This window comes from Sorangium sp. So ce1153 (genome assembly GCF_051521595.1).
In the GTDB taxonomy this organism is placed as follows: Bacteria; Myxococcota_A; Polyangia; order Polyangiales; family Polyangiaceae; genus Sorangium.
Genome location: NZ_CP150361.1, coordinates 2,686,380 through 2,703,255, shown reverse-complemented (window position 1 = coordinate 2,703,255; position 16,876 = coordinate 2,686,380). Strand labels below are relative to the sequence as shown.

Genomic DNA, 16,876 nt, shown 5'->3' with positions numbered 1-16,876 from the left:
ACCCATGGGCTACTCGACAGGAGCGCTCGCGCTGAGCGACGTCGAACGGGCGCTCTCGATGCTGGAGGGCAGCTCCGCGACCGCGGTCGAGCTCTCCGCGCTGCGCATCTCGGAGCTCAAGCCGCTGCTCCGGCTCCTCGGGTCGCTCGACCTGTCGCGGTTCAACTACGTGTCGTTCCACGCCCCGAGCCGCTTCGACGCCGCGGAGGAGCGCGTCGTCGCCGACGCGATGGCGGAGGTGGCCGCGCTGGGCTGGCTCATCGTGCTCCACCCGGACACGCTCCACGATCTCGGGGCCTGGCGGCAGCTCGGCGGCCGGCTCGCCATCGAGAACATGGACAAGCGGAAGCGGACCGGCCGCACCGTGGAGGAGCTCGAGGCGTTCTTCGAGGCGCTCCCGGAGGCGTCGTTCTGCTTCGACATCGGCCACGCGCACCAGGTCGATCGCACGATGACGGAGGCGCATTTCCTGGTGAAGCAGCACCGGGCGCGGCTGAAGCAGCTCCACGTGAGCGAGGTGAACGCGGGGAGCCGCCACGACGCCCTGAGCCAGAGCGCGGCCCAGGCGTTCCAGCGCGTCGCCGCGCAGGTCCCGAGCGACGCGGCGCTGATCCTGGAGACGCCCGCCTCGCCCGGAGATCTGGAGCGGCAGATGGCGATCGCGAGGGCGGCGCTGTCAAGCGCCGAGCACGAAGACCTTGCCGTGTGAGCACATGGACATGTGCGGAAGCCCTGGGGAGATGGCCACGCGTGATGTGGGGACGCGAACCATTTTCCGGGCGAGTAGCGTGGGCGTCAAAGAGAAAATCGGCGAGTTGGACTCAACGAGAGGTGCCGACCGTCCGGAATGTGCGCTGCTGCGGATCCGGTGACGCGGCTTGGGTCGTCGTCGATCGCTTGGTTAGCGAGCAGCCGTGGCCCCAGATCCGCAGCAACGCGCACGATGGCGCTTGACTTCGCCGGGCGTGCCCGGGTGCGGCGGCGGCCGCGCGCGCCGCCGTTTATCTCGACGCCGCGGCAGTTCCGGAGCGAAGGAGCCGCGCGCGCCGACGGCTCCGCGTCGGGACCGCACCCCGGGCCACCCGTCTTGCATCATGAGCGGCGGAGGCGGAGCAAGCTTTTCGGGAGGCCGCAGGGGTATGGGCGGCGGCGCCGGGAAGCTCCGCACGGAACCCGGGGCCAAGAATGGAGGGCGTGGAGCAGGAAACGTGGAGGTGTCGAGCTCGCGTTGTGACTTGACTTCGGCTCGGGACGTCCGCGGCGATGATCGGCGGTCCTTAACTGCGGCCAGCCTCCCGGACGAGGCCCCCGGGGGAGTTGCAACTCCGGCCAGGACCTCGATCGAGGCCGAAGGGTGAGTTGCAACTCCGGCCAGAACCTCGATCGAGGCCGCAGAGGGAGTTGCAACTCCGGCCAGAACCTCGATCGAGGCCGCAGAGGGAGTTGCAACTTCCGGATCACCTCGTCGAGCATGCCGGACCTGAACAGGTGGACACGACCCCCGGGTGCTTGTCCGCTAGACCGGTGCCGGCGTCTCGGTGCCCCGGGTCGCCGGTGGCACCCCGCCGCCGCTGCCGGACGTCGCGCCGCCACCGGCGCCGGGCGTTGTCCCGCCGCCCGCGCCAGTCGCCGCCCCAGCGCCCGGCGTTGCCCCGCCACCCGCGCCGGTCGTCGCCCCGCCCCCCGTGCCGATCGCAGCCCCGGCGCCACCGCCGGTCGCCGTCCCGCCACCTGCGCTGGATGCCGAGGCGCCACCTGCGGGCGCCGCAGCCTCCTTCTTCGTCCTCTTCCGGCCCTGGCCGGCCCGCCCCACCACGTACAGCGACGGGAACCGCGCATCGCGCTGCGGATCGTACCGCAGGAAGCGCAGCCCGAGCTCCTGGACCTCGACATAGAGCGGCCTGGCGAGCGTCCACGCGCGCTGGAGCAGGTCGTACGCCTCGCGCGCCTTCGGGCTCAGCGCCGCGCCGAGCGCGGCGAGCATCTGGGAGGCGAGCCTCCGGGCGTCGGCGAGGTCGGTCGCACGGTAATGGACCGGATCCGTGGACACGACGTCGTGCTTGGCGTGGTAGATGTCCGCGTAGCCGAGGAGGTCGTACGCGCGATCGAGGTAGCCCGTGCCGGCGCTGAGGCGGCGGAGGACGGGGCCGATCTCCGGGTCGTCGCCGAAGAAGTGCTCGCAGACCTTCTGGAGACGTGACTCGACCTCCGCCGACTCCTTGTCGAGGGCCGCCGAGAGCTTGGCGCCGCTGATGAACGCGCCCGCGGCGTCCGCCTGGCGGTACGCGTGGAGGAGGATGAGCGCGAGCGCCTTCAGGTGATCGAGGTTGTCGAGCTGGAACTCCCCCTGCGCGGCCGCGCCGCGGTAGAGCGCGAGGAGCGGCGGGGCCTGCGTGAGCGCGTGCACGGTGAGCAGAGCTCGGCTGACCGACTCGACGTCGACGCGCGGGACTTCCAGCCGATCCGGCGTGATGGCCGTGAGCCGCGGGCGGTACGCGGCGACGAGATCCTCGGCGAGCTTGGGATCGTAGCCGTGGGGCTCGGCCGTGAACCCCGCGAGCTGCGCGGAGAGGGTGGTGACGACGGGCGGCGCGAACGCCAGCGGGTCGGTGCCAGGAACGAAGACGGACGCCAGGGCTTGCCGGCGCGAGTTCTTTTTGTTGGTAGCCATGATCACGCGAGGCTACGGGCGCGGCGTCTCGAGGTGGAACCGCCGGGCATGATCGCGACGCGGCGCGGAACCATGGCGAGGGGGCGTGATGGACAGCGGTCGTCAGCGCCTGATGGCTGGTTCGTCGACAGGGCGGCGCGCTGTGGTTCCACCCTGAACGCACGCTCCCCCGCGCCATGGCTGTCGGTGGCGCTCACCGCATGCACTTTTCTTTGACATCCGCCGGGAATTTCACAGCCGAAGATGCAATGCGACTGCCCCGGACCGCTCAGGAGACGGCTACACCAGGAGCGCTCCCCGCCGGCTACTGGATGATATAGATAGCAACGCCGCGCCGGACAGGATCCCATCGAGTCTGGCGGGGCGATTCATGGATGCGTGCATCAGCTTCCAACGAGGTGAACCGTGCGCCGTGCTGCTCTCCTTACACGCCCATCACGCGCCGCGACCCTCGCCGCGGTCCTCTTGCTCCCTTCCGTTGGCGCCGCTGAGCCATCCGACCGGGCCCGAAAAGTCCAAGAGTTGATGCAAGAGGCGGAGAAGGCCGCGAAGCGGCTTGAGCTCGCTCGCGCTCGCGACTACTGGGCGCAGATCTACGCGCTCGATCCCACGCCGATGGCCATCTGCCAGCTCGGGCAATACGATCTGCGCCTCGATCGCCTCGAGCAGGCCGAGGAGGAGCTCTCCAGGTGCGTCGAGCAGATGCCCGCGCCGACCAACGACCTCGAGCGCCGCCGCTACGAGGTGAGACACGCCGATCTCGCGGCGGTCCGGCAGCGCCTGGCACAACTCCAGGTGAGCGCCCCGCCGGACACGGCGCGGATCCTCGTGGACGGTCGCGAGGTGAGCGCGGGCGGTCGTGTCTTCGTCACGCCTGGACAGCACGAGGTCACGGCGACCGGAAAGCAGGGGCAGATGGCCCGTGCGCTCGTGAAGGTGGCGACGGGGGACTCGCGGCACGTCTCGCTCACCTTCGAGGTTCCGAAGTCCTCCTCTGCGAGATCCGGTGTGCCGGCTCGGGTCGCTCCAGCGCCGCCGCGCTCCCGGCGGAACCCCTGGATCATCGGCACCGGCGCGGCCGGCTCGGTCGCCCTGCTCGGTGCAGGCGTCGGCCTTCGCCTGGCCAGCGACGCCGCGGAGCGGGAAACGGCCGCGAAGGTGTCTCGCTTGGTTGACGGCTCGATGCTCCCGAGCAGTGCGCGGTTCAGCGAGGTCTACGACGAAGCGAACGCGGCCAACACACGAGCCAACGTGTTCCATGGCTTGGGTACGGCTGCCCTCATCACAGGCGCGGCGCTCGGCGTCGCGACCATCGTCTATGTGGTCTTTCCCCGGGGCAAGGCGGAGCTCCGGACGCGAGCTGGAGGGGCGGAGGTCAAGCTCGTATGGTAGGCATCGGCCATGTCTGGGAAGGCCACGAGATCCTGAACGAGGAGCGCGGCATGGTCCGCCACTTCCTCGCGCGTCAGATCGGCGACAAGCGGGATCTGGTCTGGTTGCACATCCGCGAGGGCGCGCGCCTCGATGAGGCCGTGTTCGCTGAAGACATCGCGCGGCTGCAGCGCCTCTCGGACGAGGTCCCGGAGATCGTCCGCGTGCTCTACGGCGGGGTGAGCGGCTCCGTGGGGTGGGCAGCGACCCCCGTGCTCAGCGACGCGATCCCGCTGGTCGACGCGACGCGCGAGAACGACTTCGGACCGGCGGATCTCGAGGTGCTGATCGACATCGGCCGCTGTCTCGTGCGCGCGCACGAGCTCTCCATCATCCATGGCGCCCTCAGCCCTGATCGGGTCTTCATCGTGGGCGATGGCCGCTACGCGATAACGCACTTCGGGTTCGCGCGTCTCTTTCAGCTCGGTGCGGAGGAAGCTCGTCAAGATCCGTATGGATATGCGCCGCCGGAGCTCCTCTCGGGTGGTCGGTTGGGACCACGCGCGGACGTCTACGGCTTCGGCACCCTCATGTACGAGCTCCTGTGCAAACGCGCGCTCTCGCCGTGGGCCCCTCACCGGAGCTTCCCCGCCGGAGTTCCTCCCGTGCTTCAGGTGATGATGAAAACCGCCCTTGAGGAGGACCCCAGGCGACGGCAGTCGAGCATCGGGAAGATGCTCTCTGTTCTGGCTCCCTTTGCCCGCGAGTGGGAGGAGCTTGGCGGACCGCCGGAGCTTCCCCACGCGCACATCTTCGGGGAACCATCCGGCTCTCGACGCGCGCCGGACGTGGAAGGGCCGATCCCTGTCGAGCACGAGGCGGAGCGGTCAGCCTCGGGTGATGAGGGGAGACGAGCCAGCCAGTTCCCCACGCCGCGCGCTTCCGATGCGCCCGACACGGTCAAGAGCGTGGTGCCGCCGCGGGATGACATCGCCCATGCGCTTCCGGTCGCCACGCCGCGGCCTTCCGGAGCGCCCGACACGCTCAAGAGCGCGGTGCCGCCGCGGAACGCGCGGGACACCGTCTCCCACGCGCCTCCGGTCGTGTCTCAATTGCGGACGGCCGAGCTACCGGACCTCGATCCGATGCTGCCCGTACTGCCTGCCCCCTCCACTCCTCCGCGCTCCCCGGTGCTGCCCGTCCCACCGGCGCTCTCGATCCCTCCGCGCTCGAGCGGCAGCGCTCGGCGCAGCTCCCCGGTGCGCCTCCTCGGCGCCGTGTTCACCCTGGCGTTTGTGCTCGGGAGCGCGGGAGCGCTCCTCCTCTGGTGGCAGCAGTCCCCCCGCAGAGCCGCGCCGCGCCTGGCGCGGCTCGTCCAGCATGTCCAGGTAGCAGCGCTCCGAGTCAGCACACAACCTCCCCCGCGGCCGTCCGATGCGCGCCAAGCACCGCCGCCTGTCGAGCCTCGCGCCGTCACGGGCCGCCATGCCGCTTTCACGCGCCAAGTCGTGAAGACACCGTCGAACGACGGCGACGTCTGCTACGAGCTGGTTGCTTGCGTGCCGCACAAGTACTGAACCGGCGGAGAAGAGTTCACAATGCGAACGGGACCTTGTTTTGCTCTCAGCTTGCCCTTGCTGTTCAGCTGTGGAGATGAGCTCGACATCTACGGCCCGCGAACAGATGACAACCCGGTATTGCTGTGGGTCGCGCGAAACCCCGATCCTCCCCCGTGCCCGGACGGCCGCCTCGACTATTGGGACGGTTGGACGGATACGAAGGCTCCTGGCAAAGGCGTATGTGGGCAATGCGAGTGCGGTCCTGCGGTGTGCGTGCCGCCGTCCAAGATAACGACGCATCAGGTGACTGGCTGCGCCGACGAAGGAGATCCGATTATGTTCGACACAGGAACGACGGATCCTGCAAGATGCACCAAGATCGCGCCACGCTTGCCAAGCGACGCGTTCGCATCAGTCACCTTCGAGCCGCCGACCATGGCTCCAAGCTGCGCCCCCTTGAAGCAGTTTGATCCACCGCCTGCCTCCGGAAAATTCGCGAGAGCTTGCCCGTGGGTCGGGTACGATGCGGAGTACAACTGGTTGGCATGCATCGCTCCCGAGCAGGATGGGTCATGTAGGCCGGGCTTCTCGGCTCGCTTAGATTTCGCAGAGCGAATCAGCGACGATCGCATGTGCACACCTTGCGATTGCAATGCTCCAGTTGGAGGCAGCTGCAAAGCCGACGTTCTGCTCTTCCGTGACACAGGCTGCACCGATCTGATGGTTTCCATCAACGGAATCGCACAGGAAGACATCCTATGCACCGACACGCCTGCAAACTCGCCACTAGCGGCGGTACGCGTGGTTCTCGCGGAGGACGCACCAGGCACGTGCTCGCCAACAGCAAGCTTCTCCACCGTCGACGGAAAGATCGAGCGCGGAGCGTCACGCGTATTCTGTTGCTCCCAGTCGAGAATTATCGAAGACAAGTAATCCGGAACGAGGGTTGGTGAACGCGATGCGACTGGTTGCGCGCCTTACGGTGGTGATGTCCCTACTCCTTGGCTGCTCGTCGGATGCGCCGGAGCTGCCAGAGCCGGATCCCAACACCAAGTTCTATCTTTATGGAGGTAATGTCGAAACCGCTCCAAGCTGCGACGGCGATTTGCTGTGGGAAGGATGGACAGCAGATAAAAGATTGTATGAATGCGAGCGTTGTGAGTGTCGCGACTCATCGTGCACGATGCCTTCCAAGGTCATCGCACATCCTTGGCTTTGCTCCGACGATGCCGGTGCGATCACGTTGGAAGCTGATCCTTCAGGTTGTGGACCCCTGGCCGCGCCCGTAGCGAGAGAATCGTTCGAATCCATAACATTTGAGCCACCGACGCAGCCTCCCTGCGAGCCCGTGCTGTCGAGACCCAGCCCGTCGCGAGCGTACATGAATTTTATCAGGGCCTGCGCGCCCGGTTCCTCTGACACTGACCACGAATTGTTCAACACATGCTTCCCTCCGCAACCGAACGGAGACTGCTGGAGCGGCTACACAAGACGATATGAAATGCCGTTAGTTGACGATACGCGCAAATGCTCTGAGTGTACATGTGGCCCGCCCAGCGGCGGCAAGTGCGTCTCAGAGACAGTTCTGTTCCGCAATGAAAATTGCGGCGATCCTCTCATTACCACCATTCTTTCTGCAGTCGATACGCCGGCCTGCACATCGGCTTTCGGTGACGGCGACATTGTTTCAATGGGAATTTTTGCGCTCCAGAGTGAACCTGCCACATGCGTTCCTTCGGAGCCCGTCATCGTGAGCGGCAGATTGGAAGACGGTGAGACGCACGTTGCATGCTGCGACCGCTAGAGGCGCTCACGCAATAGCATGCAACCGGGCTCACCGCTTAGATATAGTTGCGCTCCGTTTCCAGCGTTCCAGGCGTCCGATGCTTCCGAGCAGCGAGGGGTCCACCATGCAATCACTGCGGTACTTGCTGATCACCCTGGCAACCTTTCTCGCGTGTGGGGATCCGGGCCCTGAGCCCAACCCATCTCAACTCCCCGATCCTCGACGACTGTCCTGGCTCTGGGTTGGCCCGTACTGGGATCGTCCTTCGTGTCCACAGTATCGCCTCATGTATTGGCAAGGGTGGACCGAAGGGGTTGTCGAATGTAACGGGTGCACGTGTGGCCCGGCCGCGTGTGTGCTGCCCTCCGGGGTGACAGCGCACACGTCGGTGTGTCCTGCCGACGACGATGGCGTGGAGGTCACGTTCGATGCGAGCAAGGGGTGGGACGGCTCATGCATCGCTCTGCCGCCGCCTACGTCGAGCTCAGACGTCGCCTCCGTACTTTTGGACCCGCCCACCCTTTCGCCGTGCGAAGCCCTGCCGCCGCCTACTACGAGAAAGATGGTCCTGGCTTGCCCGTACATCTCTGACAAGGCGCCTGCCACGCTCTTTACCCTATGCGCCGACCCTGAAGCTGACGGTACATGTCCTTCTGGATTTCCCGATCGGAGGATCTACACAGAGAACCCGAATGGCGAGCCCGATTGTCCGCCGTGTGAGTGCGACGCTCCGACCGGTGGCAACTGCGTGGCCGACGTGCACCTGTACGCCGGAGCGATGTGCGACGGCCCGATCGCTGACGAGGCGCTTGGACGCGGCTTAGGCGACCGCCTGTGCTCTAATGTCTCTGCGCCCTCGCCGCTCGGAGCGGTGCGCGCGGAGTTCACGCAGGCCGAGCCAGGAACTTGCTCGCCGCGACCGGTTCCCCCGGAATCTCTCAAACCTGCGAAGCTGGGCGAGCCGCGCGTTTTCTGCTGCACCGAATAACGGGCGGTCTCAGCAACTGCATCCGCTGCGATCGAGGCTGTAGTGAGTTCGCCGGAGGTACAGCAAGCCACGGAACTTAATCTCTTCCTCTAGACGCTCGATGTGAACGAGTCGAGCGCGGAGCGTGAAGAGGCGGATCGCGCTGTCGCGCACGGCGAGCACGTGGCCGTGCGCGTCGTGGTCATAGGCCACCATGAACGGCGCCGCGCCAGCGGGCGTGGGGTAGGTGATCGTCTCGATGCGGCCGAGCTCGTCGTAGCCGAAGCGATCCGCGCCCGCGACGGTGACGGCGTGCGGGTGCAGCGGGTCGTCGTACGAGAGCGTGCGGACGTCCGACGTGAAGGTGAGGTTCCCGTTCGGGTCGGATGTCGTGCTCCACGATCGGTGGTGGCCGAACGCGTCGTCCGCCGTCACCCCCGTGACGTTGCCGAAGGCGTCCCGCGCGACCACGACATCGAGCTTCGTGTCCGGGATGCCGTCGTCGCTGTCAAGCCCCTCGGGCTCGATCTCGCCGTAGATCGTCGTCGTGCGCGCCAGCAGGCGGCACTGCGACAGCCCCGCGGCGCCGCTGCACTCCTTCTCCATCTCAAGCTGACCGAGCACCCAGCGCTCGGTGTCGTTCTTGAAGGTGCGCGTGACCTCGAGCGTCAGATCCACGCCGCGGGTCGAGACCTCCTCGGCGCGCGCGTTGCCGATCATATTCACCAGTCCGCTTCCCAAATCACATTCGATGGCATGACACCGCTCACAAAGAACGACCGCGCGGCATCTATCGCCAACGACTCCGGAATGGCCATCTGGACCATGAATTCATCGAGTTGGTCACGGCACCAGAACCTCAGCACTCCCGACCGAGATGTATCCCCAACGCTGTGGAAGCTCGCTCCGTCTGACTCAACGAACGTAAGAACAGACTCTGAGGATCCGAGGCCTATGACGAGCATGCGACCATTGTCATGCTCAAGAAAAACCATTGTAGGATGTCCTATGTTTTTTACATCAGCAAAGAATTCTAGCAGCTCATCCATCGAGGCTGCCAGTGTTGCTTCCTGCTCCGTCCAGTAGCACTTCATGGTCACCTCAGCGAGGGTAATTCGGGGGATCCGGCAATCCGACGAATGTGTGATCGTATCCGTCAGGGCCGATGACCCGGAGGCGTGCTCCGCCTGGAAGCATATGCGGTAGGTTGTTCGCGCATCCGGGACCAACTGCGCACGGCAGCCGATTGATGTTGAGGGTTGCCTCTGAGAGACCTTCGATCCTCATTGTCTGCGCTGCATGCGCTTCCACATGGAAGAAGTTCGTGTTGTTGCGACCGGGAAGCGAGAGCGCTGCTGGTCCACCAGATTCGCCGCTCCACAGCTCGATCTGCGCCTTTCCTGTATCGAGCCAGCCTCTAGTAGGCTGCCCTTTCGTCCAGATGGGTAGTTCGGGTGCACCCCTTGCGACACCCACCGCTACCGCCGACTCCTCCGCCGCCGCCAGCCCTCTCCCCATCCCGAAGACGGTGGCCGCCGCGAGGACCATCGTCTTGGTCCCCGCCGCGCCCGCTTCCCGGTAGTCGCCTCCGTCGATCGCGAGCGCGGTGTCCGCGGCGCCCCGACCGATGTGGTAGAGCGGGTTCACGGCGTTCAGCGCGCCGAGGACCCCGCCGTCCTCGTACCCCGCCAGGATCGCGCCGCCGAGCTCGTATCCGCTGTAGATCCCGAACGTCAGCGCGTTCAGCACCAACGTCCGCGCGATGCCCACCCCGACGTCGCGCGTGCCCTCCGCGGCGCCCAGCAAGGTCTGGCTGACGACGGTGCCAGGTCCGCCGGCGCCGGCGTGCTCCGGGGAGACGGTCACCGGCTGCGGCGCGTAGCCCGACGAGGTTCCGGTCGTTCCCACGTCGACAGGCGCCGTCGTCGCTCCGACCTCCGCGGATTCGGCCTCGCGCGTGCGCCACGGGGGCGGAGGCCCTCTGACAGTGACCTGATACTGGTTCCGGGATGGAGTGACTCCGTCATCCTCGAGCAATCCTGGAGCTTGCGACCCTTCAGGCCCTTCTGGCTCTGCCTGAAACCCGCTCGGATCCACGAGGTTGAGCGGGTCGTTGCGCACGTAGCTGTACGGGTTCCAGCTCTGACCCGAGAGCGGCGCTTGCATGATCGGATCGGTCGTCAAGAACCGCCCGATCCTCGGGTCATAAACGCGGCCTTTCATGTTGACGAGCCCGAGCTCGTCATCGCCCTCGTGGCCGGTGAACCCGCGCGTCGTCCCGCTGGAGAACGACGCCGGCGCGGGCTGCCCCCACACCGGGTCCCTGCGCTGGCCGAACGGATCGTAGCTCCTGCGCTCGATCACCTCGCCGTCCTCGCCGGTGAGCGCATCGACCGAGCCGAGGTGGTCGACGTGCACGTAGCGCGTGCCTGGCTGGTCGCCTCCGCGGGTCACGATCGCCACCACCCGCTCCGGCGAGTGGACATGGTAGCGATGCTCCACCGCCCCCGTCGCCATGTCGGTGACCCGCTCGTAGAGATCGCCGAAGTAGAGCGTCTCCTCGTCCGGCGTGGTCTTGCGGATCCGCTGGTGGTCGCCGTCGTAGGCGAACGAGACGGTGCTCGCGCCCTGCGCGATCGCCGCCGGCAGGTCGAACGGCGTGTAGCTCACCGTCACGCCGCCCGGACGCGCGATCTGGTTGCCCACCGCGTCGTAGCCGAAGCTGTCCGCACCCGCGCCCGCGCCCGCGCCGGTGACGGCATGCGGGTGCAGCGGGTCGTCGTACGAGAGCGTGCCGGCGTCCGACGCGAAGGTGAGGTTCCCGTTCGGGTCGTGGTCGTAGCGCAGCGCGCACGGCGCCGTCGCGCTCTCGACGTCGCTGAAGTACGCGCACGTCAGCCGCTCGAGCGGATCGTAGCGGAAGCGCTCGCTCCGGTGCTGCGGCTGCAGCCCGTCGGTGCGCCTCGTGAGGCTGAGCCGCGCGTCGTAGCCGTAGTCCAGCTCCTGCACCGCCGCCGCGCCGCTCCGGGTGACGACGCTCTTCAGCCGCTGCCTGTCCGCGTAGTAGTCCCGCTCCGTGATGGCGCCGTTGCCGAACGTCTCCTCGCGGAAGCGGCCGGCGCTGTCCACGTCGGTCAGCCGCCAATACGCCGCCCGGGTCGCGCTGTCGCGCACGGCGAGCACGTGGCCGTGGGCGTCGTGGTCGTGGGCCACCACGAACGGCGCCGCGCCGGCCGGCGTGGGGTAGCTGATGGTCTCGATGCGGCCGAGCTCGTCGTAGTCGAGCCTGCTCTCCAGCGCCGCGCGCTCGCCGTCGATGCGGAGCCTCACAGTCTCGAGCTTGCCGCGGTCGGTGTAGCCGTACGTCTTCTCCCCGCCGGGGCTCTCCAGCACGTGGAGCTTGCCGATCCCGTGCGGCGCGGTGTCCCAGGTCCACGTGGTCATCTGCCGCTCGGCGGCGTGCTCGTCCACGCGGGAGGTGGCGCGCCCGAGGCCGTCGTAGGCGACCTTCATCACCCGCCCGAGCGCGTCGGTCGACGAGACGAGCTCCCCGAAGCCGTCGCTGGTGAAGACCGTCGTGCCCCGATCGGGATGATCGAGCTGCCGCACGCGCCCGAATGCGTCGCGCGCCGTCCGGGTGACCGCGCCGCCCGGATCGGTGACCGTGTACAGCGCGCCGAATGGGCCGTGCTCGTAGCGCGTGACCCCCATCGCCGCGTCGGTGACCGCCACCGGTCGTCCCAGCGGGTCGTGCTCGACCACGGTGACGTGACCCAGCGCATCGGTGGCCTCGACGCGCAGGCCGTCGTGATCGGTCTCCACGACCGCGCCCCATGGCGTCGTGCACCGCACCTCGCGGCCCACCGCGTCGTGCTCGTAGACGTCGTGCAGGATCTCGTCTTCCGGCGTCCCCTCGCTCGCCGGCACCGAGCGCCGCGCGATGTGCTCGCCGCGCGCGTCGTACGCGATCTCCTGCATCAAGCGCCGCGGCTCGCCCGTGGCCCCGTCCGCGGAAGGCCCGTACCAGATCCACCGGATCGGCCGGCCGAGGCTGTCGTATTCGACCGTATCGTCGGCGCCGCCGGTCGTCGTGGTCCGCTGCGTCACGCGCCAGGCGTCCCGGTGCGGGCCGCCGTCCCTGGCGCGCGTCAGCGCGATCGCCGTCTGCGTCCCGTCGGGCCGGATCTCGAGCCCGAGGCGGCCGAAGCCGTCGTGCCTCCACGCCGTCACGAGCCCGTTCGGATCCACCCGCTTGACGAGCACGCCGAGCCCGTCGTCGAACGCCACGCCCGTGGTGTGGCCGGCCGGGTTGACGTGCGTCTCGGGGAAGAGCCCCTCGGCGTCGTACTTCGTGCTCCACGACCGGTGGTGGCCGAACGCGTCGTCCGCGGTCACCCCCGTGACGTTCCCGAAGTCGTCCCGCGCAATCACGACATCGAGCTTCGTGTCCGGGATGCCGTCGTCGCTGTCGATCGACTCGGTCTCGATCTCGCCGTAGGCCGTCGTCGTGCGCGTGAGCAGGCGGCACTGCGCGAGCCCCTCGGCGGCGCTGCACTCCTTCTCCGTCTGGAGCTGGCCGAGCACCCAGCGCTCGGTGTCGTTCTTGAAGGTGCGCGTAACGTCGAGCGTCAGGTCGACGCCGCGGGTCGAGACCTCCTCGGCGCGCACGTTGCCGAACGCATCGAAGTCCGTCACCTTCGCCAGGGTGTCGCGCAGGATCGTGGCCCCGACGCCACGCTCGCCGCCCGACGCGACCTGCGCCACGTACGCCTCCACCGTGGTCGCCTCGCCGCCCGCCGGCGGATACACCCCCTGCGCCCGCCGGATGCGGCGCTCGGTCGGGAGCGTGAAGTAGCTCGCGCCGTCGCTCGTCGGAACCACCGCCCGCGTCACATCGAGGAACGAGAGCTCGATCTGGTCCGGCCTGGGCTGACCCGGCAGCCCCGGAGCCCAGCGCCGCTGCTGCGCCACCTGCCCCGCGAACGGGAAGACCTCGAGCTCCTGGTCGAACGTGACGTTGTCGTGGCGCTCGGCCGTCCCGGCGCCGGTGTCGAGATCCAGGATGACGCGCTCCCCGAAGCCGAGAAACCCCCGCCCGAGCCGATGGTAGCGCCCGTCGCGGTAGCGCACCTCGAAGCGCCGCGGCCGGTCCGCGCCGTTGTTGATGGCATAGGCGCTGACGACCCGCCGGGACCCCACCGCGCAGCGACGCGGATAGGCACAGTCGTTCGCCACGTCGTCACGAGAGAGGTAGAGCATGCTCTCCCGCTCCGGCGCTCCCGCGGCGATGTCGTTCGTGATCGCGGCGTCGGTGAGGTGGCCATACGAGACGCTCACGTTCGGCACGAAGTCCGTCTCGGCTGGCTCGTGCGCGTTCATCCCGTCGGAGACCGCGACGAGGAGATCCCGATCGGCCGCGCGGTTCTGGAAGATCGTGAACACGCCGCCGATCGGCAAGACCACGTCCTGGGCTCCGTCGCCATTGAGATCCCCGATTCGCGGCCCGTGCGGCTCGGCGAGCGTGACGGCCTCGCCGACCGCGGCCTCGAACGGGATCTCCGGGTCGACCAGCGCGAACGTCGGCCCGTCGCGCGCGCCCGTCGCCTCCAGGACGGCCCAGGAGGGTAGCGCGAGCGATGAGCCCGGCAGCGTGCCCGGCGGCACCGGCATCAACAAATCCTGCAGGCCGTCGCCGTTGTAGTCCAGCGGCGTGGCGAGCCGGAAGAACGTGTCCTGATCGCCGAGACCGACCGGGCCGAGGCTGTCGACCGACGGGGCATCGAAGGTCGGCCCCGTGTTAAGGTACGTGCGCAGCCCGCGGTGGCTGAAGCCAGCTTGCACGGCGTCTGGCAGCCCGTCGCCGTTCACGTCGAGGAACACGGTACGACCGCCGGGAGGCGGCTGAGGGAGCTCGGTGTCGAACACCTCCCAGCTCCCGTCGTGCCGGCGCGTGAGCACGGCGTACGTCGGCGCGGGGAGCATCGTGCCATCGCTGAACGTCAGCACGGTCGCCACGACGAGATCGACCTTGCCGTCGGCGTTCACGTCGAGCGTCTGGATCTCCATCTCGCAGGGAAACCCGTTGAGGGGCTCGAGCGACTCCCCTTCGCGGTCGAATCCTGCGGGCGTCCCGTCGCGCTCCGGCTTCCAGCGGTGGACGAACCAGGTCGCCTCGAGCGGGTTCAGGGTCAGCTCGCGGCTGTGATCGTCGCACTGGACCAGATCGGGCACGCCGTCGCCGTCCACGTCGGCGAGGTGCATCGCGCCCTCGGGCATGCGCAGCCCAGGCGGCGGGACGCGGAGCGGGAACGGCCGGCGGATGCCCGTGTCGTGGACCTCGAAGGTCCGGTCCGGCCGGGCCAGCAGCACAAGCCAGGAGTCGGTGGCGCCGTGAACGTCATGGAGCAAGACGTCCATCTGGCCATCCTGGTCATAATCGACGGCCGTCCCGAGCTCCGGCTGAAGGAGCGCCGGATCGGACGGCCCTTGCGCATCGTCGACCACAGGCCAGTCCTCGAAGAGCGCCAGGGTCGCCGGCGCGAAGTAGGGCCGGACGGCGCTCGGGCCTTGATTGCGCGCGACGAGCCAGCCCGTCACGGGATTCCGCGGCGTGCTGAGCGCCGCGTCCGCGTCCGGCAGCACGAGGTCGTCGAGCCCGTCGCCGTCGACATCGAAGAGCATCGGGCTCGCCTTCCTCGACACCGGCTTGGCGACGTCCGTCGCGATCCTCCGAAACCCCGCCTCACCGCGGCTGTACTGAAATCGCGTGGGCGGCTTGCAGACCCCGTCGCCCGCGCACTCCTCGACTTCTGTCAGGAGCATTCGCCGCGTCGACGCGCTGACCTCGTAGGTGAACCCATAACGCCGCACCAGCGCGTCGTCCGCGCCGAGCATCTGGATCTCGTCGAGGCGCAGCGCGCTCTGGAGCGCCATGCCGCCGGCGTAGTGCGTCCGGACCTCCGCCGGCTCCTTCGTCGCGTACACGAACCGAACCACCCTCGTGGGATCGAGCGACGGCTCTCCCTCGAAGCTGGTGTAGCGGATCTCGTCGAGCGCGTACTCCGCCGTGAAGCCCTCCTCGGCCCCGGCGAAGCAGTATTCGTAGGTCATGGCATTGCCACGGCCGTCGCGCGTCTTGGTGGCGAGCCACGCGCGCGGGGCGCCACCCAGCGCGAGCGGCTTGCCGCTCTCGCTCCTGCCGTACTCGATGACGAGCCCGGACGGCATCATCGCCTCGAAGAAGAGCGCCTCCGCGGGCGCGTCCCCATCCGCGGCGTAGTACCCGACCACCTTGACCATCGTGTCGGGGAACGTCCTGTATTCGATGATCCCCGGCGCTCGCCCCACGGCGACAAGCCGCTTGTCATCGAGGCATAGCGCGTCGTCGGCGTCGTACCGGACGCCCCGGATCTCCCCGTCCTGCGCGAGGTTCTTCGGACACCGCGTGATTGCCGACAGCCCGGCGATGGAGAAGCCCAGCCCGAGGACGCCCTCGCCGGCGCCGTTATCGAATCGCAGGGCGAGCCGCGGTTCCACGTCCGCCCGCCCCGGGATGGTAGCCAAAGGCATCACATACACTGCCTCTCCGCTGCTCGTGACCGAGAACCCCCCCGCCATCGCGCCGGCAGAGACGGTCCTCACCCCCGGCGCGCGGCCGGCCCTCGGAGGCTCATGCGTATCGCCCGTCCGGCAGGCGATGGTGCTGTGAGGACGAACCGGCGGGAGCTCGGGCGCGCACGAGCATCCCGCCTGCGCGAGCACGCAGCTCAGGCACATTAAAAGCGGGATCAACGCCCGCAGAGCACGTTGCGGAACCGGCGTCATCGCGGCCTCCCTCGCGGACAGGAGCGCATGATGTCGCAGCGCATGTCAAGCGCCTTCCGGGACCCTGGGATCGACGTAGATGCGGTCTTTCTAGGATGGGATGCTTCGATCACTTCCGTGGACAGCCTCGGCGCCAGGCGTGAGACGCCATGAGGCGCCGCCGCCCGTTCATCGTGAACAATGCAGCGATTCCCAGAACGCTCGCGGCGGCGTCGGCGGAGAATCCGCCTTCGTGCACCGCTGCGCCCATTGCTGCGACATGACCATCAATCATCTTGTTCGGACGCGGCGCCGGTGCCGCGTCCCTTACAGAAGACGGCGCTCGTCTCGCGAGCCCACGTGAAGCGAGTCCGCGCTGATGCCTTGGATCGACAGGCCAGCCTTGCGGGCCCTGGTCTGTACGATCAAGCCAACGGCGCGATCGGACAGCCGCCCGCCGAGCTGCCCCCATTGGTTAATCCCGACGAAGAGCGGCCCGCTCGGCGCCAGCGCGGCCGCGTCGATCACGACCGCACCGCGCGCGGGGCGCACGTGATCGCGTGATGGCCGGGCGGGATGAGGATCCGCCGCGCTGGCACCAGGAGCTTGAGCCCCTCTCGCGGTGGACGACATCGGCGACGTTCAGCCCGACGAGCTCCGCGCGCCGGAGCCCCGCCGCATAGCCGACGAGCAGGAGCGAGCGGTCGCGCAGGTCGACC

Annotated in this window: 7 protein-coding genes; 3 read left to right on the top strand and 4 right to left on the bottom strand. The window is 68.1% G+C overall.

What is annotated here, in order from left to right:
• Positions 1 to 4: 4 nt before the first annotated feature.
• Positions 5 to 709: a hypothetical protein gene (locus WME85_RS09490; RefSeq protein WP_437837258.1), complete on the top strand. Its 705-nt coding sequence runs from the start codon at positions 5 to 7 to the stop codon at positions 707 to 709.
• A gap of 807 nt (positions 710 to 1,516) precedes the next feature.
• Here the strand turns inward: WME85_RS09490 and WME85_RS09485 are convergent.
• Entirely contained in the window at positions 1,517 to 2,671 is a 1,155-nt protein-coding gene (locus WME85_RS09485) for a hypothetical protein (RefSeq protein WP_437837256.1), read from the bottom strand.
• A gap of 525 nt (positions 2,672 to 3,196) precedes the next feature.
• On the opposite strand from WME85_RS09485, the gene WME85_RS09480 reads away from it, so the two are divergent.
• Both WME85_RS09480 and WME85_RS09475 read left to right on the top strand, forming a co-directional pair.
• Positions 3,197 to 4,063: a hypothetical protein gene (locus tag WME85_RS09480; protein WP_437837255.1), complete on the top strand. Its 867-nt coding sequence runs from the start codon at positions 3,197 to 3,199 to the stop codon at positions 4,061 to 4,063.
• Positions 4,057 to 5,619, top strand: a complete 1,563-nt coding sequence (locus tag WME85_RS09475) for a protein kinase domain-containing protein (RefSeq protein WP_437837253.1) — start codon at positions 4,057 to 4,059, stop codon at positions 5,617 to 5,619. Before WME85_RS09480 ends, WME85_RS09475 begins: the two co-directional genes overlap by 7 nt.
• A 2,765-nt stretch (positions 5,620 to 8,384) precedes the next feature.
• Here WME85_RS09475 and WME85_RS09470 read toward each other — a convergent pair.
• From WME85_RS09470 to WME85_RS09460, 3 genes are read right to left on the bottom strand one after another with little or no spacing between them, the layout of a single operon-like run.
• A complete protein-coding gene (locus WME85_RS09470) occupies positions 8,385 to 9,080 on the bottom strand; it encodes a hypothetical protein (protein ID WP_437837251.1) in 696 nt (231 codons plus the stop codon).
• Positions 9,077 to 9,448 carry an Imm1 family immunity protein gene (locus WME85_RS09465; RefSeq protein WP_437837249.1) on the bottom strand — a complete coding sequence of 124 codons (372 nt, stop codon included), beginning with the start codon at positions 9,446 to 9,448 and terminating at the stop codon, positions 9,077 to 9,079. Before WME85_RS09465 ends, WME85_RS09470 begins: the two co-directional genes overlap by 4 nt.
• Before the next feature lie 7 nt (positions 9,449 to 9,455).
• Entirely contained in the window at positions 9,456 to 15,923 is a 6,468-nt protein-coding gene (locus WME85_RS09460) for an RHS repeat-associated core domain-containing protein (RefSeq protein WP_437842261.1), read from the bottom strand.
• Positions 15,924 to 16,876: the final 953 nt, after the last annotated feature.

Bases quoted from the DNA above. Each gene is read 5' to 3' on its own strand.
- WME85_RS09490 (WP_437837258.1), top strand. From the start codon at position 5: ATGGGCTACTCGACAGGAGCGCTCGCGCTGAGCGACGTCGAACGGGCG.
- WME85_RS09485 (WP_437837256.1), bottom strand. From the start codon at position 2,671: ATGGCTACCAACAAAAAGAACTCGCGCCGGCAAGCCCTGGCGTCCGTC.
- WME85_RS09480 (WP_437837255.1), top strand. From the start codon at position 3,197: ATGCAAGAGGCGGAGAAGGCCGCGAAGCGGCTTGAGCTCGCTCGCGCT.
- WME85_RS09475 (WP_437837253.1), top strand. From the start codon at position 4,057: ATGGTAGGCATCGGCCATGTCTGGGAAGGCCACGAGATCCTGAACGAG.
- WME85_RS09465 (WP_437837249.1), bottom strand. From the start codon at position 9,448: ATGAAGTGCTACTGGACGGAGCAGGAAGCAACACTGGCAGCCTCGATG.
- WME85_RS09460 (WP_437842261.1), bottom strand. From the start codon at position 15,923: ATGCCTTTGGCTACCATCCCGGGGCGGGCGGACGTGGAACCGCGGCTC.